Annotated in this window: 21 protein-coding genes; 8 read left to right on the top strand and 13 right to left on the bottom strand. The window is 64.7% G+C overall.

Translation table 11 applies throughout. The features are described from left to right. Positions 1-6: 6 nt before the first annotated feature. Both AU198_RS25850 and AU198_RS16665 read right to left on the bottom strand, forming a co-directional pair. Positions 7-186 carry a (2Fe-2S)-binding protein gene (locus AU198_RS25850; RefSeq protein WP_082691064.1) on the bottom strand — a complete coding sequence of 60 codons (180 nt, stop codon included), beginning with the start codon at positions 184-186 and terminating at the stop codon, positions 7-9. Next, on the bottom strand, positions 186-827 hold the full coding sequence (locus AU198_RS16665; RefSeq protein ID WP_064349346.1) for a hypothetical protein: 642 nt from the start codon (positions 825-827) through the stop codon (positions 186-188). Before AU198_RS16665 ends, AU198_RS25850 begins: the two co-directional genes overlap by 1 nt. Before the next feature lie 186 nt (positions 828-1,013). Here AU198_RS16665 and AU198_RS16670 point away from each other — a divergent pair, with 186 nt between their 5' ends. From AU198_RS16670 to AU198_RS16680, 3 genes are all read left to right on the top strand, one after another. Next, positions 1,014-2,210, top strand: a complete 1,197-nt coding sequence (locus AU198_RS16670; RefSeq protein ID WP_064349348.1) for a cytochrome P450 — start codon at positions 1,014-1,016, stop codon at positions 2,208-2,210. 2 nt (positions 2,211-2,212) lie between these two features. Further along, positions 2,213-3,277: a hypothetical protein gene (locus tag AU198_RS16675; RefSeq protein WP_064349350.1), complete on the top strand. Its 1,065-nt coding sequence runs from the start codon at positions 2,213-2,215 to the stop codon at positions 3,275-3,277. 68 nt (positions 3,278-3,345) lie between these two features. After that, complete coding sequence (locus tag AU198_RS16680) at positions 3,346-4,443, top strand: NAD(P)H-dependent amine dehydrogenase family protein (protein WP_156431635.1); 1,098 nt, start codon at positions 3,346-3,348, stop codon at positions 4,441-4,443. Here AU198_RS16680 and AU198_RS16685 read toward each other — a convergent pair. Next, entirely contained in the window at positions 4,440-5,252 is an 813-nt protein-coding gene (locus AU198_RS16685; RefSeq protein WP_064349352.1) for a mycofactocin-coupled SDR family oxidoreductase, read from the bottom strand. The genes AU198_RS16680 and AU198_RS16685 overlap by 4 nt on opposite strands. 89 nt (positions 5,253-5,341) lie before the next feature. On the opposite strand from AU198_RS16685, the gene AU198_RS16690 reads away from it, so the two are divergent. Continuing rightward, positions 5,342-6,124, top strand: coding sequence for an SDR family NAD(P)-dependent oxidoreductase (locus AU198_RS16690; RefSeq protein WP_064349354.1), 783 nt, complete (start codon positions 5,342-5,344; stop codon positions 6,122-6,124). On the opposite strand, the gene AU198_RS16695 is transcribed toward AU198_RS16690, so the two are convergent. Together AU198_RS16695 and AU198_RS16700 are read right to left on the bottom strand one after the other, a co-directional pair. Then, on the bottom strand, positions 6,121-7,191 hold the full coding sequence (locus AU198_RS16695) for an NAD(P)H-dependent amine dehydrogenase family protein (RefSeq protein ID WP_064349356.1): 1,071 nt from the start codon (positions 7,189-7,191) through the stop codon (positions 6,121-6,123). The genes AU198_RS16690 and AU198_RS16695 overlap by 4 nt on opposite strands. 143 nt (positions 7,192-7,334) lie before the next feature. Continuing rightward, positions 7,335-8,945, bottom strand: coding sequence for a class I adenylate-forming enzyme family protein (locus AU198_RS16700; RefSeq protein ID WP_064349357.1), 1,611 nt, complete (start codon positions 8,943-8,945; stop codon positions 7,335-7,337). 136 nt (positions 8,946-9,081) lie between these two features. Between AU198_RS16700 and AU198_RS16705 the strand changes: the two genes are divergently transcribed. The 3 genes from AU198_RS16705 (at position 9,082) to AU198_RS16715 (ending at position 12,132) form a co-directional block, all read left to right on the top strand. Next, the gene (locus AU198_RS16705) at positions 9,082-9,612 is read left to right on the top strand and encodes a nuclear transport factor 2 family protein (protein ID WP_064349505.1); all 531 of its coding nucleotides are present in this window, start codon (positions 9,082-9,084) and stop codon (positions 9,610-9,612) included. Positions 9,613-9,700: 88 nt separating this feature from the next. After that, entirely contained in the window at positions 9,701-10,906 is a 1,206-nt protein-coding gene (locus AU198_RS16710; protein WP_231744692.1) for a CaiB/BaiF CoA transferase family protein, read from the top strand. Then, positions 10,903-12,132 (top strand): cytochrome P450, encoded by a 1,230-nt coding sequence (locus AU198_RS16715; RefSeq protein ID WP_064349362.1) that lies wholly within the window; start codon positions 10,903-10,905, stop codon positions 12,130-12,132. The genes AU198_RS16710 and AU198_RS16715 overlap by 4 nt, the downstream gene beginning before the upstream one ends. Before the next feature lie 5 nt (positions 12,133-12,137). On the opposite strand, the gene AU198_RS16720 is transcribed toward AU198_RS16715, so the two are convergent. The 8 genes from AU198_RS16720 to AU198_RS16755 are packed head-to-tail and all read right to left on the bottom strand — an operon-like array spanning position 12,138 to position 18,871. Further along, positions 12,138-12,740: a TetR/AcrR family transcriptional regulator gene (locus tag AU198_RS16720; RefSeq protein WP_064349363.1), complete on the bottom strand. Its 603-nt coding sequence runs from the start codon at positions 12,738-12,740 to the stop codon at positions 12,138-12,140. A gap of 29 nt (positions 12,741-12,769) precedes the next feature. After that, positions 12,770-13,942: a lipid-transfer protein gene (locus AU198_RS16725; RefSeq protein WP_064349365.1), complete on the bottom strand. Its 1,173-nt coding sequence runs from the start codon at positions 13,940-13,942 to the stop codon at positions 12,770-12,772. An 8-nt stretch (positions 13,943-13,950) separates the two neighbouring features. Continuing rightward, positions 13,951-14,400 carry a MaoC family dehydratase gene (locus AU198_RS16730; RefSeq protein ID WP_064349368.1) on the bottom strand — a complete coding sequence of 150 codons (450 nt, stop codon included), beginning with the start codon at positions 14,398-14,400 and terminating at the stop codon, positions 13,951-13,953. Beyond that, positions 14,397-15,509, bottom strand: coding sequence for an acyl-CoA dehydrogenase family protein (locus tag AU198_RS16735; RefSeq protein ID WP_064349370.1), 1,113 nt, complete (start codon positions 15,507-15,509; stop codon positions 14,397-14,399). The genes AU198_RS16730 and AU198_RS16735 overlap by 4 nt, the downstream gene beginning before the upstream one ends. Positions 15,510-15,526: 17 nt before the next feature. Beyond that, positions 15,527-15,940, bottom strand: a complete 414-nt coding sequence (locus AU198_RS16740; RefSeq protein ID WP_064349371.1) for a Zn-ribbon domain-containing OB-fold protein — start codon at positions 15,938-15,940, stop codon at positions 15,527-15,529. 3 nt (positions 15,941-15,943) lie between these two features. Further along, on the bottom strand, positions 15,944-16,501 hold the full coding sequence (locus tag AU198_RS16745; RefSeq protein ID WP_064349372.1) for an FAS1-like dehydratase domain-containing protein: 558 nt from the start codon (positions 16,499-16,501) through the stop codon (positions 15,944-15,946). Positions 16,502-16,517: 16 nt separating this feature from the next. Beyond that, positions 16,518-17,699 (bottom strand): acyl-CoA dehydrogenase family protein, encoded by a 1,182-nt coding sequence (locus AU198_RS16750; protein ID WP_064349373.1) that lies wholly within the window; start codon positions 17,697-17,699, stop codon positions 16,518-16,520. Then, a complete protein-coding gene (locus AU198_RS16755; RefSeq protein WP_082691076.1) occupies positions 17,699-18,871 on the bottom strand; it encodes a cytochrome P450 in 1,173 nt (390 codons plus the stop codon). Before AU198_RS16755 ends, AU198_RS16750 begins: the two co-directional genes overlap by 1 nt. A gap of 277 nt (positions 18,872-19,148) precedes the next feature. Between AU198_RS16755 and AU198_RS16760 the strand changes: the two genes are divergently transcribed. Then, complete coding sequence (locus AU198_RS16760) at positions 19,149-20,606, top strand: aldehyde dehydrogenase family protein (RefSeq protein ID WP_064349375.1); 1,458 nt, start codon at positions 19,149-19,151, stop codon at positions 20,604-20,606. Positions 20,607-20,701: the final 95 nt, after the last annotated feature.

The raw sequence follows: 20,701 nt of genomic DNA on the forward strand, positions 1-20,701 counted from the left end.
CTTCTCCTACCTGACTTGAGTTTCCGCTTCCGCGGATTTGATGATCGAGCGGATCGTTCGTCGGCACCTGCCACAGTCCGATCCGGCACCGCAGGCGTCGGACACCTGACGCGACGTCCTGGCTCCTGAGGCGACGGCATCGGAGACCGCCTCGATCGTTATGCCCAGACACAAGCAGACATACATCAGTGCAGATCCGTCCCGGCCGTCTCGGCCAGCCGCATCGCATGGACGAACCGCCCGACGAAGACGGGCGGATAGGCGCCGACGCCGGCGGAGGTCAGCCACTCCGAAGCGATGTCGGAGTCCGCGATCCACTGCAACGCGGTACGGGCCGACGCGAGCTGATGAAGAAAGAGCACTTCGCGAGGAGTGTCGAAGGCGCGGTACACGAGTGTTCGGCGGATTCCTGAGCGGGCGAAGTCGGCGAGTGATTCGCGCACGCGAGCCATGAAGACCTCGACGTTCTGGACCCGGGTGACGGCGGCAACCACCACCTCGGTACCCGGCTCGGGGGGCTCGCCGAGGTCGAATCGTTCGACGACCTCACCGGCGAAGATGGCGGGAAGGTCGTCGATGCCGACCGCGTCGAACCAGTCGAAGAAGTACGGGGAGCGGAGGAGGTCGAGCAGCGGCCGCTCGGTTCGGATCCCGATGACGACCAGGACCTTCCCAGGGTCGACCACCGACTCGTACACGAACGCATACCGCGCACCGAGATCGCGGAGACTTTCTTCGTGCTGCGCGAGCACCGGTCCCACGCGCTCGGATTCGGCGATCCGGAACTCGACGGCGAAGATGAAGCTGCGTACGGCGGCTGGAGCCATTGCCGCCTCCTTCGATCCCGTTCTAAGCAGGTGCACTCGACGTCACGCGATGCGAGAATTCATATTCTCATACGGGCGTTTGTGGCGGTAGGCGGCCGTGACGCGGGCGCTCGGCGGTGCCCACCGGGAGGCCGAGCCGGGAGAAATCCGCCAAAACGGCGACCGAGAAAGCCTATTCTCACGGTTGTGACCTACAGGGTGAAGGTTGAGCCGTATTACGACCCGTTCGACTTTGACATCGACGACGATCCCTACCCCGTATGGAAAAGGCTGCGCGACGAAGCGCCGCTCTACCGCAACGACAAATACGGTTTCTACGCGCTGAGCAGGCACACCGACGTCGCCCGAGAGCTGGCCAACTGGCAGGATTATCGCTCGGGCAAAGGCACCACCATCGACATCATCCTCAACGGCGTCGAGGTACCGCCGGGCATCATCCTGTTCGAGGACCCTCCGATCCACGACTTTCATCGCAGCCTGTTGTCGGGTGTGTTCACGCCACGGCGCATGGCTGCCATCGAACCGTTGGCGCGAGAGTTCTGCCGGCGCGCCTTGGAGCCACTCGAGAACGCCGAGACGTTCGACTTCATCGCCGACCTCGGAGCATGGATGCCGATGCGCACCATCGGATATCTGTTGGGCATACCGGAGGACAAGCAAATCGCCATCCGTCAGAACACCGACCGGCTTCTCGAACTCAAAGACGGCGAACTCGTCGATGCGGCCGATGACATGCTGACGCGACAAGGCTCGATGCTGGAGGAGTTCATCGATTGGCGTTACGACCACCCATCAGACGATCTGATGACCGAACTGGTCAACGCCGAGATCCAGGAACGTGACGGTAGCCGCAGGCGGTTGACCCGCGGAGAGGTGTTGACGTACGCCGGAACACTCGTCGGCGCAGGAAACGAAACGACGACGCGGCTGATCGGCTTTGCCGGCCAACTGCTTTCCGACCACCCCGACCAACGGCGTGAATTAGCAGAAGATTTCAGTCTGATCCCCGCGGCGATCGAAGAGGTGCTGCGCTACGAGGCGCCATCGCCTGTGCAGGCACGACACGTCGCTCGTGATGTCGAATTCTATGGCCAGACGGTCGCCGAGGGCTCGGTGATGCTGCTGATCAACGGTTCGGCGAACCGGGACGAGCGACAGTACCCGGACGCGGACCGGTTCGACATCCACCGGCAGGCCACTCATTTGTCATTCGGTCGCGGCATTCACTTCTGCCTCGGCGCCGCGCTTGCGCGGATGCAAGCGCGGGTCGCGCTCGAGGAGGTGCTGAAGCGATGGCCCGACTGGGAGGTCGATTACGCTGCGGCCAAACGCGCTCACACCTCCAGCGTCAGAGGGTGGTCCACGCTTCCTGTGGCGGTGTGAGGGTGACCAATACCGTTGACCGCACGCCGGACTCCGCTTCCGGAAAACCGGCAGAGGTGACCTTCTCCCCGTGGCCCGCCAGGATCGGGTGGCCGCTGTTCTGCATCGCATACCTGGCGTTCGCCATCGTGACCATCGCGAACATTCAGACAGGTCTGCACGGGGACCCGAAGAAAGCGAACCCGAATTTAGGCCCCGACCCGTATCCGCCGTTCCTCGGTTTCGACAACTGGCCGCTGGCCGTCTCCATCAGCTCGATCCCGTTGGCGATCGGTCTGATCGCCGTCCTGGTGTGGTTGTCGTGGCGGCAGCGGAAGGTGCACTGGGCGGTCATCATCGCGTTTGCCGGCCTGATCACCGGGGCGCTGGATCCACTGGCGAACTGGGCGACGTTCGCGATATTCGATCCGCGCATGTTGCACTTCCCGCTGTCCTGGCCGTACGTGAACATCTCACCGAATCTCGAACCGGCGCTGGCGTTCCTGGGCGGCTACGCCGCTTACTATCTGCTGAACGGTCTGGGGTTTCTGAAGTTGCACGACCGGTTCTTGGATCCGGTGATGCGTCGCATCGGCTGGTTGGCGCCGCGCAGACTGCTGCGGGTGTTCATCGGTGCGACGATCATCGCCGTCCCGATAAACGGGCTCATCCAGTTCACCTGGATGAGAGCCGGAATCTTCTACTACACAGAGGCAGTCGGTCCGGTGCTGCACATCGGTCACATCCACTTTCCTCTGATCATGGCGGTGTACGACGCCCCGATCTTCGCCATGGTCGCCGTGATGTGCGTGCGGGACGAGAGTGGCGAACTGGTCTTGATCAACCGCCTTGCGCGCTGGATGCCCGCGAGGCGGGGGCGCCCGAAGGTGACGCTGACTCGGCAGCTGTTGATATCTGCGACGGTGGGCCTGGTGTCGTTCGCTGTGCCGCTGGCCGTGTTGTCCGGGCTGCGGGAGGCAGGTCTGTCGCGGCCTTCCTTCGATCAGAACCCCTATCCGAATGTAAACCTGTACGACCCCTACGGTCATCTCGAGGAAGCCGGCAAGCCGGGACCGTTCTACCGCTGACATGGTCTTTCCCAGGTAAGTCCAACGATGACGAGAACTGTTGCCCTGCAGGGTGAGGAGGAAGAACCGTGACCGACTTCTCCGGTCGTCGCTATCGAGTTGTGCACGTCGGTACCGGGTTGACCGGCAGGGAGGCGTTGCGCGCGGTCATCGAGGACCCGTCGCTCGATCTCGTCGGGGTGAAGGTGTCGACACCTGAAAAGGCCGGGATGGACGCGGGAGAACTGTGCGGTGCACCAGCTGTCGGAGTTCGTGCGACCGATGATCTCTCAGCTGTTCTCGCGCTGAAACCCGACTGCGTGACGTATTGCGCGACCGCCGTCCGTCGCGAAGAAGAGGCGATCGCGGACATCGCCACGTATCTCAGAGCCGGGGTCAATGTGGTGACGTTCTCGCTGATCCCGATGATCTATCCCCCGGCCGCACCCGCGCCATGGAGAGATGACCTCGAAAGGGCGGCCGCTGAGGGTAATTCAACGTTCTATGCCACCGGTAGCGAGCCGGGGTTCATCAGCCTGAACATCCCCACGGCTCTGCTGGCAGGAGCGGGTCGAGTCGACTCGTACCGGATGGACGAATACGCGGTCGACCTCGACAAGGCATACCCGATATGGGACGTCCTCCATGAGTCGATGGGATTCGGTAAGCCCGACGGCCATGTGCCGGTCCGAATCGCGTCGGGGAAGGTCAACAAGGACTGGAGCACGGTGGTGACCTACATCGCCGACATCCTCGGATTCGAACTCGATGGGATAGAGCTGGATTGGGAGACGCTGCTCGCACCGACCGACCTGGTGACCGCGCTCGGTGTCATCCCGGAGGGAACGATCTGTGCGCACCGGTGGCAGCTCGCCGGGATCGTCAGAGGCCGCCCTGCCGTCGCGGTTCAATACTTCGCGACGGTCAGCAGCACGCCGTGGCCCGATCGCTGGCCCAAGCCGGCACGCGAAGGCCAAGGCGGAATGGTGTTCCGCGTCAACGGCAATCCCAACATGAGCCTCGAACTGCACCTCGAGCAATCGAGCGACGACCGGGTGAATCCCGGTGTCGTGGCGACGGCGCTCGCGGCGGTGAACGCCATCCCGAGCGTTGTCGGAGCTCCACCGGGCGTGATCTCCAGCCCCCTGTCGGGGCCGTCGGTCGTCACCCGGCAGTCCAGCGCTTAGCTGCCCGTCACGCCGACGTCCACCGGGATGGCGGCGGCCGTGACGAATCTCGCTTCGTCGGATGCCAACCACGCGACCGCATTGGCGATGTCCTCGGACGTGGTGATCGCGTCCGGCAGGAGTTGCTTTGTGAACCCGGGACGCAGCGCCGGATTCGACTTCGCCGCCTCGGCCATCGCCTCGATCATCCGACCGCTTCCCATCGGCGTCGCCACCGAGCCGGGGTGCAAGCTGTTCACTCGGATGTGGTACTTGCCGAGTTCGGCGGCGAAAGAACGGGCCAGCGCCGTGACGGCGTGCTTACTGGCCGTGTAGGCAATCATGAACGGCTCCACGGTGAGGCCGGCGGCCGACCCGACGAGGATGATGGAGCCACCCCGCCCGCCGGCGACGATGTGCTTGGCTCCTGCCATCACCGTGTTCCAGGTGCCGACGATGTTGATGTCGATGGTGTCCCGGAAGTCACGCGGTGACACGTGATCCCACGCGGCCGGCACGCAGATTCCCGCGTTAGCAACGATGACATCGAGTCGGCCGAGCTCGGCGACCGCGTTGTCGACGGCGGTACAGAGACCGTCGTAATGTCGGGTGTCGACGACCGCCGTCACCGACCGCCGGCCATTGGCTTTCACCATCTCCGCCGTCTCGGCCAGATCCTCAGGCGTGGCGGAATCGTAGGGGACACTCGGTGGTAGCGGGCCGGCGATGTCAACGAGAATGACGTCGGCGCCATCGGCGCTGAGCCTTTCGGCGTGAGCGCGTCCCTGTCCGCGGGCCGCCCCGGTGATGAGCGCGACCTTGTCGGTCATGTCTGGCACATGCGCACGCTACCGCACCCGAGAATTCGGATTGACGCTTTTGGAGAGCGGCCGTTGCGTAAGTGATAGCTTCACCAATCATGGGTGTGCTCGACGGTCAGACGGCGTTCGTTCTCGGTGCATCGGCGGGGATCGCGCAGGCTTCGGCCAGACTGCTGGCGATAGACGGTGCGACGTTGTACCTGCTCGGGCGATCCATGAAGCGGCTGGAGGCGACGCGCGATCGGATCCATGAGGCTGCACCGGACGCGGAGATTGTGCTGCAGAAGGGTGACCCCGAAGACGAAGACACCGTGAGAGCCGCGGCACAGTCGGCCCACGATGTGCACGATCGGTTGAACATCGTCATCGGCACGGTGGCCAGCGGCGGCACGGGGCCGCTCGTCGAACAGGATATCGAAACCTTCACGAATTTCGTGATGGGCAACCTGCGCTCGAACTTTCTGGCGCTCCGCTATTCGGCGCCGCTGATGACGGGCGGGGGTTCGATCGTGTTCATCTCGTCGACATCCGCCAAGATTCCGATGGAGGGGCTGGGACACTACTCGGCGGGCAAGGCCGCGCTCGAGATGTTCATCCGCGTCGCCGCTTCAGAACTGGGCTCGCGCGGCATCCGAGTCAACGCGGTACGCCCGGGCCTGACAGAGGCAGCCACGACCCAGGGCTACATTCACCTCGAAGAGCTGACGAGCAGTTTCCTGGAACGGGTGCCGCTGGGCAGGCTCGGTGTGTCAGACGACATCGCTCCCGGCGTGCGATACCTGGCTGGACCCGAATCCGGCTGGATGACGGGGCAGAGCTTTGCGATCGACGGAGGAAACGAGGTCCGCGGCGCGCCGCGCGGACCGATGTTCACGGTCTAACCGAAGTCAAGTGCGTTGCGGGGTGCCGTGATCGGGAGATCCAGCGACGTGGCGATTCCCGGTGCCGCTTCGACGACGTAGGGGATGGCGTTGACGACCCGCATGGCCGTCGCCTCCATTGCGTTGGCGTTGCCTGACTCCGGTGTGTCCTCGGTGCCGAGTTTCAGGTCGCACCGAATGTGGGGCTGGCCCTCGATGATGAGCCGGTAGGTGCCGTTGGGCGCCGACGCCCACTCGGGAGCCAGGTCTGGGGCCATCCGGTTGATGTGCTCGATCGTGATCACGGGGTGGCCGTCGACGACGCCGGTCGTTTCCGCTCGCACCGCGCCGCAGGTTCCCGCGGGAATGGTGCCACACGCGACATGCAGATCTCGCGGGGTGAGGACCCGCTCGTAGGATTCGGTGACCTTCTCGAGCTCGACACCGAGAGCCTTGGCCACCAGCCCGATCGGCGGTCCCCAAGCGAACTGTTGGGCACCGTCGAGTTCGAGCAGCGGAGTGAAATCGAGCGGCTTGCCGAAGCCCATCGCGTCGATCATGAGGTCCCGGTTGGGGTACGCCGAGTAGTCGAAGATCTCCTGCGCCCGAATGGACCGAATGGTGTTCGACAGCGTGCTCAGCAGCACCGCGAGCTGGTCGCCGGCGAAACCGGGTTCGATACCTGACGTGTAGATCGTGGCGCCTCCGGACAACGCGGCCGCACGCACTTGATCGGCGAGTTGCGGGATCCACCTGTCGGGGAACATCATTCCCGGGGTGTTGGTGGTCACCACATTGAGTCCGGCAGCGAGTAGACGGACATAGTCGCGCACCGCGGCGGCGTCCATCTCCGGGCTGGCCGCACCGTAGACCACGCAATCGGGCTTGGCGGCGATGATGTCGTCGAGATCACCGGTGGTGATCACCCCGATCGGGCCCAACCCGACGATCTCGCCGGCGTCGCGCCCGACCTTCTCTGCGCTGTGTACCCATACCCCGACCAGGTCCAGGTGCGGGCGTCGGACAATCGCGCGGATCGACAGGCTGCTGATCCAACCGGTGGATATGACGGCGACCCGTAATGGCATGTCAGTCACGGATTGAGCTCCTTCGGTATCCCAGGACGGGGATCGGGAGGCGGCCTCTCGGTTCCGATGCCTCGTCGCGAATGTACCGGAGCGGAAATGGGAGTTTCCGAAAATGGGAAACCATCTTCGCGAGATCTACGGACTCACCTCTCAGACAGGAGATCACTGAGCTGTTTGGCGAGGTCTGACTTCTTGACCTTGCCCGTGGCAGTGAACGGCAGCGTCTCTTTGTCGGTGACCCAAATGAATTTCGGGACTTTGTATGCCGACAACTGGGCGCGGACATCTGCCCGCAGAGCTTCGGCATCCAGCTGCGCGTCGCCGCGCGGAACCACCGCCGCGGCCACGATCGTTCCGTTGGGGCCGTCCTCGGCCCCGACGACATACGCCTCGAGAATGCCGTCGCAACCGGACAGGGCCGATTCCACTTCTCCCGGTGTGACGTTGGTGCCGCCACTGGTCTTGATCAGGTCACCCAACCGCCCGGTGAACGTGATCCAGCCGTCGTCGTACTGGACTCCGCAGTCACCCGTTCGGTAGTAGCCATCCGCAGTGAACACGTCCTCCCGCTCACGTTTGTACAGCCGCTGCATGAGCGAGTAGCCGCGCACCCAGATTTCGCCGTCGCTGCCCGGGGGGACGGGGTCTCCCGTCTCTGGGTCGACGAGAACATGCGACAACCCCTCGATCGAATAGCCGCCCGTCACCGAGCGATCGGCGGGCTGCGGTGGATAAGGGTCGACGCCGATGTGGTTGCCGCAGAGTTCGGTCATCCCCAGCGCATTGGGGCCCTTGGGCCGGCGTTCGGGGGGGACCATGGCGGGCATGCTGGTGCGCTGCACCGAGCGCAGATCGCGCCGCGTGAAGTCCGGGTGCTCGGCCAGCGACTTGCCTTGCTGTGGCCAGCCCAACGTGATGGTCGCGCGATGACGCTCGATCAACTCCAGCGCGTCAGCCGCGTCGAACGCGGGCTGGGTCACCAGCGTCGCACCGTGGTGGATCACCGCATGAATGCCGGTGATCAGGCCACCGACCCAGAAGAACGGCATCGCCGTGAACATCACCGTGGTGTTCGTGACGCCGTAGTCGAAGGTCAGGTTGTACGTGTGACGCACCAACGTACCGTGGGTGTGCACAGGGCCTTTCGGGTCTCCGGTGCTGCCCGAGGTGTAGATGATCATCGCGTCGTCGGCCGGCGTCACGCACGACTCGACCTCCGCCAAGAAATCGGTGCCGTATCGCCCATCGGCGCTGACCGGCAGCGTTGTCGCCCACGGCCGGTCGCAGGGTCCCCACACCGCGATCGTGCGCAGATACGGCGCGCCCGGCACGGCCAGCCTGCCGGGACTGTCCTGGCCGGCGAGGCCGGGCAGCGCCTCCTCGAGGCGGTCGAGAAAACTGTGGCCACGGAAGCTCGACAGGGCGAGGATTGCCCGCAGATCTGCGTGACGGGCGGTCCACGCCAGCTCAGACGCTTTGTAGAACGTGTTCAGCGGCACCGCGACCGCGCCGATACGCGTGATCGCGAACCAGGCGACCGCCCAGTCGACGCTGTTGGGCATCAGGATGCCGACGTGGTCGCCCTTTCCGAAGCCCTCATCGAGCAGCGCCGTCGCCAACCGCGCGGACTGCTGGTCCAGGTCGGCGTAGCTCAGCGTCTGACCATCCGAGATCAGAAAAGACTTGTCTCCGAACCGCGCCGCAGACGATCTGACGAGGGCGGGGATCGTGGGCGTGAGTGTCGGGAAAGGCACGGGGTGGATTCCTTAGCGGTCCTGTGCTGGGACGGGCTGGCCCCAACAGGATAGCCATCCTCACTTGAAACGAGAATATCGGTTCTCGCGCGATGTCCCTGGCCATTAGACTCCGGCCATGTCGATGTCCGACCGGGTGGATCGACTCGAGTCCAGCATCGAGATCACCCAATTGCCCAGCCGCTACGCCATGGCGCTCGATGCGCGGGATCTCGATGCGCTGGTCGCATTGTTCGTCGACGACGTCCACGCCGGGTCGCACGGCATCGGTAGAACGGCGCTCACGCAGTGGTACGACGAAGTGCTTCGCAGGTTCTATCGCAGCATCCACCTGATCTGCGGGCATGCATTCGATTTCGCCGATGCCGACCATGCGACGGGGTCGACCTACTGTCGGGCCGAGCATGAGGACGGCGACGGGTGGTATGTCATCACGATGCGTTACGACGACGTCTACGAGCGTCGCGACGGTGTCTGGTACTTCGTCAAGCGACGCGAGCATCCCTGGTACTCCGTCGACGTGACCGAGCGGCCCGGCCCGGAATTCATCCGGTGGCCCACCGATGTACCGCTGCGCGCACAGATGCCCCACCGCATGCCGACCTGGCGGGCATTCTGGGACAGCGGTGACCCGGCGCTTCCCGAGCGCTTGTCCCGGCGGCCGTAGCGCGTGAGCAAGCGCCCACGATAGTGTGATTCTCAAATCTGCAAATGACCGTTAACGCTTGTAGGAGGCCGACATTACCGTCGATAACGTGCTCAGCGGAGTTCGGGTGCTCGAGGTCGCCGCATGGACCTTCGTGCCGTCGGCAGGTGCAGTGCTCGCAGAGTGGGGTGCCGAGGTCATCAAGGTCGAACCGCGTGACGGCGGTGATCCGCAGCGTGGCCTTGTCACCATGGGGATCGTCGATGAGGGCGGTGGTTCGGTCAACTACATGATCGAAATCCCGAATCGCGGCAAGAAATCGATCGGCGTAGATCTGAGTACGCCTGGCGGCCGGGAGGTGGTGCACGCGCTGGCCAAGACCTGCGATGTGTTTCTGACCAGCTATCTGCCGGATCGTCGCCGGAAGTTCGGCATCGACGTCGATGATATCCGTGCGGTCAATCCGAGCATCGTGTACGTGCGGGGATCCGGCCACGGCCCCAAGGGGCCGGACGCCGACAAGCCGGGGTACGACGGCGTCTCCTATTGGGCGCGCGGCGGGATCGCCACCGCGTTGACGGAGGAGAAGGACGAGCTCGTCCGCTCTCGCCCGGCATTCGGTGACCTGCTCGGCGGTATGACCATCGCTGGCGGTATCGCCGCGGCACTGTACAAGAAAGCCACGACCGGCGAGGGATCGGTCGTGGACGTGTCACTGCTCGGACTTGCGGCCTGGAACCTCAGCCCCGACGTCGCGGTGAGCCAAATCCACGGTGGCGGCGCCATTCCCAAATTCGGCCACGCTGATGCACCCAACCCGCTCGTGGGGACGTACCGCACCAAGGACGGACGCTACGTCCAGTTGATGATGCTGCAACTCGACAAGTTCTACGCCGAAGCGATGCGCGTGATCGGCCTACCCGATCTCGTCGACGATCCGCGGTTCGCCGACCCGGCATCGCGGTTCGAGAACCGGGTCAGCCTCATCGCCTTGCTCGACGAGGCATTCGCCAAACGCACCCTGGCCGAGTGGCGCGAGACTCTGGCAGCGCTCTCAGGCGCGTGGGGCATCGTGCAGACCCCCGGGGAGCTTTGCGAGGACCCTGCCGTCACCGCGAACGGGTATGTCGCACACACGGAAACCGTCAACGGCGTCCCGTTCTCGCTGCCCACGAACCCCGTTCAGTTCGACGAACATCCGGTGGTTCCCTCTGGTGCGCCCGAGCACGGTCAGCACACCGAGGAAGTCCTCATGGACGCCGGAATCGAGTGGGACACCATCGAGGAGCTCAAGGAGTCAGGAGCCATTCTGTGAGCGCGACGCCGCATCACGTCGATGGGCGGCGCGTCGAATTCGACCCGTTCTCACAAGACTTCTTCGGCGGCGCATACGACACCTACCGCCGCCTGCGCAACGAGGCGCCGATCTACTACAGCAGCAAGTGGGACTTCTGGGCGCTGACGCGCTACGACGACGTGGCACCCGCCACGAAGGATCACGAGACCTTCTCCTCGGCCAGGGGCGCCACCCTCGACATGGTCAAGGCGCACGACGACGCCATCCCGGTGCCGAAGGTGATCATCTCGATGGATCCGCCGGAGCACCAGAAGATGCGGCGCCTGGTCAGCAACGTGTTCACACCGCGCGCGATCGCCGCGTTGGAGAACATGGTGCGCGAGAAGGTGTACGAGCGTATCGAGGCCCTGAACCCCGATCATTTCGACGTCGTCGCCGACTTCTCAGCGCTGTTCCCGAACGAGGTCATCACGACCATGCTCGGTGTCCCCAAGGCGGATCGGGACCAGATCCGACGCTGGCTCGATCTCCTACTCGAACGCCGTCCCGGTGAGATAGCGGTTCCCAGAGACGGATACGAGGCCTCAGTGAACACTGGCCTCTACTATTACGACCTCGTGCGACAGCGTCGCGCGGCGCCGCAGGACGACATGATCAGCCGTCTGATCGAGACGGAGATCGAGCGTGACGGCGTGGTCGAGAAGCTCTCCGATGTCGACATCACCGGCTTCGCCACGATGCTCGGAGGAGCGGGCGCCGAAACGGTCACGAAGTTGGTGGGCAACGCGATGGTCGCGTTCGCCGACTTCCCCGATCAGTGGCGCAAACTCCGCGATGACCGCAGCAAGATCCCTGCCGCGGTCGAGGAACTACTGCGATACGAAGCACCGTCGCAGTATCAGATCCGTACCACGACAAGGGATGTCACCTACTACGGCACCACGATTCCGAAGGATGCCGCCGTGTTGCTCGTGACAGGGTCCGCCCTGCGCGACGAGCGGATGTTCGACGATCCCGACCGACTCGACATCGACCGGGACCGCAAGATGGGCTTCAACCTCGCCTTCGGTTACGGCGTGCACAGTTGTCTCGGAGCCGCATTGGCGCGCATGGAAAGCCGCATTGCGCTTGATGCGCTGCTCGACCTCATCCCCGAGTACGAGGTCGACCGAGGCGGACTCCGTCGCGTGGCCATGTCGAACGTGTGCGGCTATTCCAACGTCCCGGTGCGCCGGACTTCCTGAAGCAGCTATCGCCGGCGTCGACCGTTGTCGACAAATCCGTTCACCGCGTATGCGCGTACGAAGTCGGCCACGACGTCGTCGTTGCGCATATCGATCACCGCTGACGGAGTGGTGAACAGAGAGAACAGCATTCGGGAGAACCACTCACACGCCGACGGCACATCGAGGTCCGAACGAACCTCGCCGGTCAGTTTGGCCGCGGTCACATAAGGGGTCAGAAAATCAGCGCATTCCTTCAGGAGCGTGGCGGCGTTCTTGGTCATCATGAGGCTGACTTCCGCTGCGTCGAAGTACGCCTCGGGCTCGACCACCCGACGCGCCTGGGCGACGAAGACCGCGGCGCGCACCAACCGCCCCTCCAGCGTGCTGCCGCCGTGGCGGTCGATGGCCTTGGCCATGTTGCGGTAGAACCGTTGCGACGCTGCCTCGGCGCACGCTTCGACGATCGTTTCTTTGTCCCGGAAGTACTCGTAGAAGGTGCTGCGTGACACGTCGGCCGCGCGGGCGATGTCGACGATGGTCGTCTTCGCCAGCCCGCGCGTGCGGAAGCAGGAGAAGGCGGCCGAGATGATGACATCCCGGGTATCGACCGCCACCGACTGAGTCATGTCAGACGCCACCGCACGACATTAACCGCTCAGCGGTCCGGCGAGAGGATGAGACCGCTCGTCGGGACGCCGGTGCCCGAGGTCACCAACACGTGCTCGACATCGTCGACCTGGTTGTACGAGGTGCCACGGATCTGGCGGACGCCTTCGGTGATGCCGTTCATCCCGTGGATGTAGGCCTCGCCGAGCAGCCCGCCGTTGGTGTTGATCGGCATCCGGCCACCCAGCGAGAGTTCGTCGACGGAGACGAAGTCCTTGGCCTCGCCTCGGCCGCAGAATCCGAGTTCCTCGAGTTGGGTGAACACGAACGGGGTGAAATGATCGTAGAGGAACGCGGTCGAGATGTCCTCCGGTGTCAATCCGGAGTTGCGCCACAGCTTGTCGCCAACCACGCCCATCTCGGGCAGACCGGTGATGTCATCGCGGTAGTAGCTGGTCATCACCTCGCCGTCGTATGCGGCGCCCTGGGCCGCGGCCGTGATCACGGACGGCGGCTTGGCGAGATCGCGCGCTCGCTCGACACTGGTGACCACCATCGCGACGCCGCCGTCGCTTTCCTGACAGCAGTCGAGCAGACGCAGCACCGGCTCGATGATCCAGCGTGATTCCTGATGCTGTTCGAGGGTGATCGGCTTTTCGTAGAACCAGGCATCGGGATTCTTGGCCGCATGCTTGCGGTCGATGACGGAGATCTTGCCGAAGTCGGCATTGGTGACGCCGTACGTGCTCATGTAGCGCTGAGCGTGCAGGGCGACCCACGCCGCCGGTGTCATGAATCCGAACGGGGCATACGGGGCCATCCACAGCGGGGTGACGCCCGGTTGGCGGCCGGCGCCGCCGAACCGGAACCCGGAACGCTCATTGAAAGCCCGATAGCAGACCACCGCTTCGGCCGCACCCGTCGCGACCGCCATTGCGGCCTGCATCACGGTGCCGGCGGCGGCACCGCCTCCGTGTGGGACCCGGGTGAAGAAGGTGAGGTTCTCGATGCCGACGTTGCGGGCGACCTCGATCTCTTCGTTCTCGTCGACGGAGAATGTCACCATGCCGTCGATGTCCTTGGGGCTCAGGCCCGCATCCTCGATGGCCGCCTTGACCGCTTCACAGGCCAGTTGCATCTCGGTCCGGCCGGATTCCTTGGAGAATTCGGTCTGGCCGATGCCGACGAGCGCGGCCCTGCCGCCGATGCCGTCTTTCGTCATGCTTCGGGTCACGAGACACCCTCGAGCAGGCTCAGCACCGCCGTGCCCTTCACGTGATCGCCCAGGCTGTTGGTGCCCTTGAAGGTGACCTCGATGAGCCCCTCGCCGTCCGCCGAGGACTTGTCGGTGACGCTGCCTTCGAACCGCAGCGGGTCGTTCGGATAGGCGGGCACACCGAGCCGGATGGACAGCTTCTTGACCATGGCCTCGGGCCCCGCCCAGTCGTGCAGAAACTTCACACACAGCCCGTTGGTGGTCAGGATGTTGAGGAAGATGTCCTTGGAGCCTTGGGAATTGGCGAAGTCGCGATCGTGGTGCACCGGCATGTAGTCACGGGACGCGATCGCGCCGGCGACGATCAGCGTGGTGGTGACGGGAACGTCCAGCGGCGTCACCTGGTCGCCGACGTTGACGTCGTTCCATGCGAGTGTGGTGGTGCGGTTCAGGGTCGAGGTCATTGGTTTGGTCCTTCCGCGTATGCGTTGCCGAGCCGGGCCAGTTGCTGTGATGCCGATCCGAGCGCGAGTTCAATCTGCTTGGCCCACAGGAAGTAGCGGGACAGGGGGTAGGTGACGTCGATGCCCATGCCGCCGTGTACCTGCTGCGCGGACGCGGTGATCCGCGCACCGGCCTCGGCGGCCCAGAACTTGGCGATGGCCGCTTCGCGCTCGGCGGGCCGGCCTTCGGCGATCAGCCAGGCCGCGTGCCACGTGGTCCAGCGGATCGCCTCGGTGTCGATGAACGCGTCGGCCAGACGCTGCTGTACAGCCTGAAACGATCCGATCGGGCGGCCGAACTGCTCACGTTCGCTGGTGTAGGACGCGGCCAGCTTCAGCGCACGGTCGGCGACGCCGATCTGCATCGCGCACAAACCAACCAGCGCTCTGCTGTACAACGCGCGGACGATGTCGGCATCGCCGTGCTCGGTGAGCCGCGACCCGATGGCGTCGGTCAGTTCGACGTCGGCGAAGGGCTCGCCGTTGGTCGTGGGCGCAGGCGTCACATCAACGCCGCTGCCGTCGGCTTCGACGAGAAACAAACCGGGTCCGTCGTCCGTCGTGGCCGATACGACGATGGCCGACGCGATCTGCGCCGCGGGCACCAACTCTTTGACGCCGGTGAGCCGCCACCCCTGCCCGTCGGCCCGTGCGGCGGTTCGCGGTGCGGTCGGATCCGAGTTGCCCGGTTCGGCCAGTGCCGCGGTCAACAGGGTGCTGCCGTCGACCACCCCGGGCAGCCACCGCCGTTGAAGCTCCGAATCGCCGTGCCGGGCAATGGTATCGGCGCCAAGGGCGAGCGTCGCGTACACCGGGACCGGCGCAACGCTGTACCCGACCTCGCTGAGCAGCACACCCAACTCGAGGAAGCCCCCGCCGGTGCCGCCGACCGATTCCGGCAGCGCGATTCCGAGCAGGTCGGCCGACGCCAACTCGGCCCAGAGCGCGGTGTCGTACCGTACCTCGCCCGCTTCGAGATCGGTCAGACGCTCTGGTGTGGCGCGGTGCTCGAAGAGCTGGCGGGCGACCTTGGCGACGGTCTCCTGCTCCTCGGTGAAGGTGAAATCCATGGTTGGCTTCCTCTAGTTCAGCGCGCCGGCCGAAACTGGTGCAACACCAGCTCTTCTCCGCTTGGCAGTGCCTCGAAGGTCTCGTAGAAGACTTCGACGGGCATTCCGACCTCGATCGCCTCGGGTTCGATATCGCACAGGTTCGACACGATGCGAACACCTTCGTCGAGTTCGATCAGCGCGACGACGTAGGGATATTCGAGGAAGGGCAGCGGCGGGTACTTCGGCATCACAAAGCTGTAGACCGTGCCGCGTCCGCTGGAAACGACATAGTCCCAGTTGAGTGACTGGCAGCTACCGCACATCGGTCGCGGCGGAACGCGGAAGGTCTTGCAGTCGGTACAGCGCTGAATGCGGAGCTCATGCTCTTTGAGCCCGGACCAGAAGAACTCCGTGTCCGGACTGATGGATGGGGCGAGTCTGCTGGCCATCGATCACTCCCGACCCGTCTTGAATCGCAGGGTGCGAAACCACTGGCGACCGATGACTTCGCCGTTCTGATCGCGGTAGGTGGTCACCCATGTGACGAAGAACCCGTTGCCCATGGCCGTCTTCTTCTCATCGGAGATCGAGTCGAAGACCGTCTCGGAGGTGATCTCGTCTCCCACCCGCGGATAGCGCTCGATCTCGAATTCGGAGTTCGTCGCGATGATGCCGGTGTAGCCGGCGTCGGCGAGGAACTGCAGAGGATTCTCACCCTTCATCTCGATCGGCACCCCACCGCGGTCGTGGATGCCCTCCAGCTTCGGCGGCGGCATCGTCCAGGTCTGCAGCATCACCGGCGGTGACACGATGTCGCCATAGCGGGAGTTCTGCGCGAACTCGGGGTCGAGGTAGGCCGGGTTCATGTCGCCCAGGGCGTACGCCCAGTGCCGGATCATCGCCGCATTCACCGGATCCGGCGCGCGCACCGGCTTGCCGACACCGTCGGTCGGCTTGCCGATGAGCGCGTCGAGGCGCTCGCGCAGTTCGTCCTTCGCTGTGTCGGTCACTGCTCAAATTCCTTTCTCAGGACGCTCGCATGTCGCGGGGTGCGCGTGGCATCCCGAGGCCCGCCATGGCGATGATGTCTCGTTGCAGTTCGTTTGCGCCACCACCGAAGGTATTGATGACGGCGAGGCGGTAGGCGCTTTCGAGTTCACCCTTCAAAGGCGCGTCGGAGCCCTTGCGGGTGCCGGCCTGGCCAACGACGTCGAGAAGTTCGCGGGCCACCTGCTGGGTGAGCTCAGTTCCGAAAACCTTTGCCGCCGAGGCTTCTCCCATCCCGAGTGCGCCCGAGCTCATGTTGCTGTTGACCCGCAGGTTCAGCAACCGGTAGGCAGCGACCTGCGCCTCGACACGTGCGAGGGCCTGTTGCACCCACGGCTGGTCGATGACGCGTCCGTCGTCCAGCGGCGTGGTCCGGGCCCATTCCACGGTCTTGGCGAACAGCGGCTCCAGGGCGCCGAGGTTGCCCAGCGCTGCGCGCTCCAGGTTCAGCTGGTTGGTCACCAGCTTCCAGCCTTGGTTCTCGCCGAGCACGATCGCGCTCTCGGGGACCCGCACATCGTCGTAGAACGTGTAGTAGGTCGACACATCCGGCATGGTGTGCAGGGGTTTCCACGAGAACCCCGGCGCGTCAGTCGGCACGATGAACACGGTGATGCCCTTGTGCTTCTTGGCTTCTGGATCGGTTCGCGCCGCCAGCCAGATGTAATCGGCGAACTCCGCGCCGCTGGTGAACATCTTCGAGCCGTTGATGACGAACTCATTGCCGTCACGCACCGCGGTCGTTCGCAACGAGGCGAGATCGCTTCCCGCCCCCGGCTCGGAGTAGCCGATCGCGAAGTCGACGGTGCCCTTGAGTATTGCGGGAAGGAACTTCTGCTTCTGTTCCTCGGTGCCGTACTGGATGAGCGTGGGTCCGACGGTGTTGAGCGTGATCATCGGCAGCGGCGCGTGCACGCGGCGCGCCTCCTCGCTGAAGATGTACTGCTCCAGCGCGGTCAGCCCGCGTCCGCCGTACTCCACGGGCCACGCGACACCGAGCAGGCCGGCCTCCCCGAGCGCGCGCCTGCACTCGGCCACCGCCGCGCCACCCTCCCTCAGGCCGGAGACCGCCGCACGCCGCTCGGGGGTCATCACCGCCTCGAGGCGCTGCCGGAACTCCGCACGGAGTCGCTCCTGTTCGGGGGTGTAGTCGAAGTCCATCACACACTCGCTTTCAGGCGCACCGGCATGCGTTTGACGCCCGGCACCATCGTGGCGCGCAGGCGGGTCACGTCCCCGGTCAGCTCGATGCTTGGATAGGTACCGAAGAGCACCTCGAACATGATCCTGGCCTCGAGCCGCGCCAGTTGCGCGCCGAGACACGCATGCTCGCCCGCGCCGAACGCGATGTGCGGGTTCGGGTTTCGGGTGATGTCGAACTCCTCACTCGTGGGCCCAAAAATCTCCTCATCTCGGTTGGCTGCGCCGTACAACATCACCACCGTGTCGCCGGCCCTGATCTTCTGCCCGCGGATTTCGACGTCGGCGGTGGCTCGTCGCGCCATGTGCGTCACCGGACTGGTGAAGCGCAGCATCTCCTCGACAGCGCATGTCAGCATGGTCGGATCCGAACGAAGCATCGCGAACTGAGCGGGATGATTCAGTAGCACAGCCGTACCGAGCGCGATGAGGTTGCGGGTGGTCTCGTTGCCGGCCACGAGGAGAAGGAACGAGAAGTTGAGCAGATCGGCGTCGGTCAGGCGTTCCCCGTCGACTTCGGCGGCGGCCAGGATGCTCAACAGATCGTCCTGTCCGGAGACCTCGCCGGAGCGCCGGGCCTCGATCAACTTGGTGAAGTATTCGTACAGCTCACCGAGTGCGACCAGGTGATCCAGCTCGATGTCGGGGTCTGCGGTACCGACGGCCGCATCGGACCAGGTGCGGAACTTTTCCCAGTCTTCCGGTGCGGCGCCGAGCATTTCGGCGATCATCCGGGTGGGTAGGGGCGCCGCGATCTCTTCGGCGAACTCGTACTCGCGGGAGGGATCGATGCCGTTGACTATGCCGTCGACGATCTGCCGAATCGTGGGTTCCAGCAGCGATACCTGCCGGCGGGTGAACCCCGCGTTGATGAGCTTGCGCAGCTGCCGGTGTCGCGGCGGATCGGTGAAGATCAGGTTGCCTTCCTGCACGGGCTCAGGCTGGCTGGGATCCGGAATGGTGATGCCGTGCGTCGACGAGAACAACATCGGGTGGCCAGAGACAAAGCGCACATCTTCGTACTTGGTCAGCGCCCAGAAGTTCGTGACGTCGTTCCACACCACCGGAGTCGTCGCGCGCAATTCCCGATAGGCCGGGTACGGGTCGCCAGCGTAGAAGTCCGGAGAGTGCAGCGGATGAGCGGAGGTCGGTCGGGGCGTGGATTCAATGGGCACGCAGGCTCTCCTCAACACATCGGCCATCGGACAAATAAGACACAGATGTCCGGTGAGATTGTGTCTACATCACCTGGGATCACCGTGTCAATGCGCATCGCCGCAGGACAACGCCCCTAAGCGTTGACTACGCATCCTCTCCGGTGTACACACGAGTCTCAGATGTCGGGCAGTTCGGATCCGAGGCAGAAGTCCGTCGGCCCGCAGCCGCAAGCAGGGAAGGTCCAGTGATCTGATGGCCGCATCCAACCTCGTCGACGACTACGACCTCTACATCAACGGCAATTGGGTGAAGCCGGAGAGCGGCCGATACGACGTCAACAATCCGGCGACCGAGGCAGTCATCGCCTCGGCGCCGGATGCCGGGGTGGCGCAGGTCGAACAGGCCATCGCCGCCGCGCGAACCGCGTTCGACACCGGGCCGTGGGCGACGGCCACACCGGAGGAGCGGTCCCGATGCCTGCAGCAGTTGAGCGACGCGCTGCTGGCCCATGGCGACGAGATCTACGCGCTCGCGCAGTCCGAGTGGGGTTGCACGGCAAACGAACGGCTGATCCACGTCGACGGTCCCGCATTCATGGCGGGGCACTCCGCGGAGCTCGCGCTCGAGCCGGCCGAGGCGCCGATGGACGCCTGGGGGGCGGCGGGTACCACGCTGTTGCGGTACGAACCTCTCGGCGTGGTGGCGATCATGACGCCGTGGAACTTCCCCCACACCCTCAACGTGATGAAGGTGGGTGCGGCGCTGGCCGCGGGCAACACGGTCGTGCTGAAACCGTCACCGCTGACGCCGCTCGCCGGGCTCGCCCTGGCCCGGATCATCGACGACGAGACCGATATCCCGCCCGGAGTCGTCAATGTCGTCACTCCCACCGACGTCGATGCGAGCAAGGTGCTGACCCTGGACCCGCGGGTGGACATGGTGAGTTTCACCGGTAGCTCCGCGGTCGGCCGCGACGTGATGGCGGGCGCGGCTGGGACGATGAAACGGATCCTGCTCGAATGCGGTGGCAAGTCGGCGTCTGTTCTGCTCGACGATGTCGTGGTCACCGACGAACTGCTCGAACGGCTGTTGTTCGAAGGGTGCACGCTTCATTCGGGGCAGGCGTGCATCCTCAACAGCCGGCTCGTGGTGCCCGCCGCACTGCACGACGAGGTCGTCGCCCGGCTCGCCGAGAAGGCGCGCGCCGTGAAGGTCGGCAATCCCACCGACGACGGAGTGGACATGGGCCCGCTGATCAGCAGGGAACATCTCGAGCGGGTGGAGGGCTTCGTCCAACGGGCCGAGTCCGATGGTGCGAAGGTGGTGGCGGGTGGTGGCCGTCCCGAAAACCATTCGCGTGGGTTCTATTTCGAGCCGACGATACTGACCGACACCAGCCCCGACTCTTACATTGCGCAGGAGGAGGTGTTCGGGCCCGTATTGACCGTTCTGCGCTATGACGGCGACGACGAGGCGGTGGCTGTGGCGAACAACTCGGCGTACGGGCTCGGCGGTGCGGTGTGGGGCGCCGATGTCGAACGCGCCGTCGACATCGCACGACGCATCAGGACGGGTCAGGTCTCGATCAACGGCACCATCCCCGGTGACGCCCCCTTCGGCGGTTTCAAACAGAGCGGCATCGGGCGCGAGGGCGGGGTCATGGGATTGCGTGCGTATATGGAGCCCAAGGCGATCGGGGTTCCGGCGTGAGCCCCAAAGGCGACGACGCGCGAGCATCGCAGCGAGTACCGCAGGAACGAGGAACGCAGCGAGGAGCGCAGCGGGGAGGAGTCGAGGCGTGAGCG

Origin of the sequence: Mycobacterium sp. GA-1199, assembly GCF_001500045.1 — a bacterium.
Classification (GTDB): Bacteria; Actinomycetota; Actinomycetes; order Mycobacteriales; family Mycobacteriaceae; genus Mycobacterium.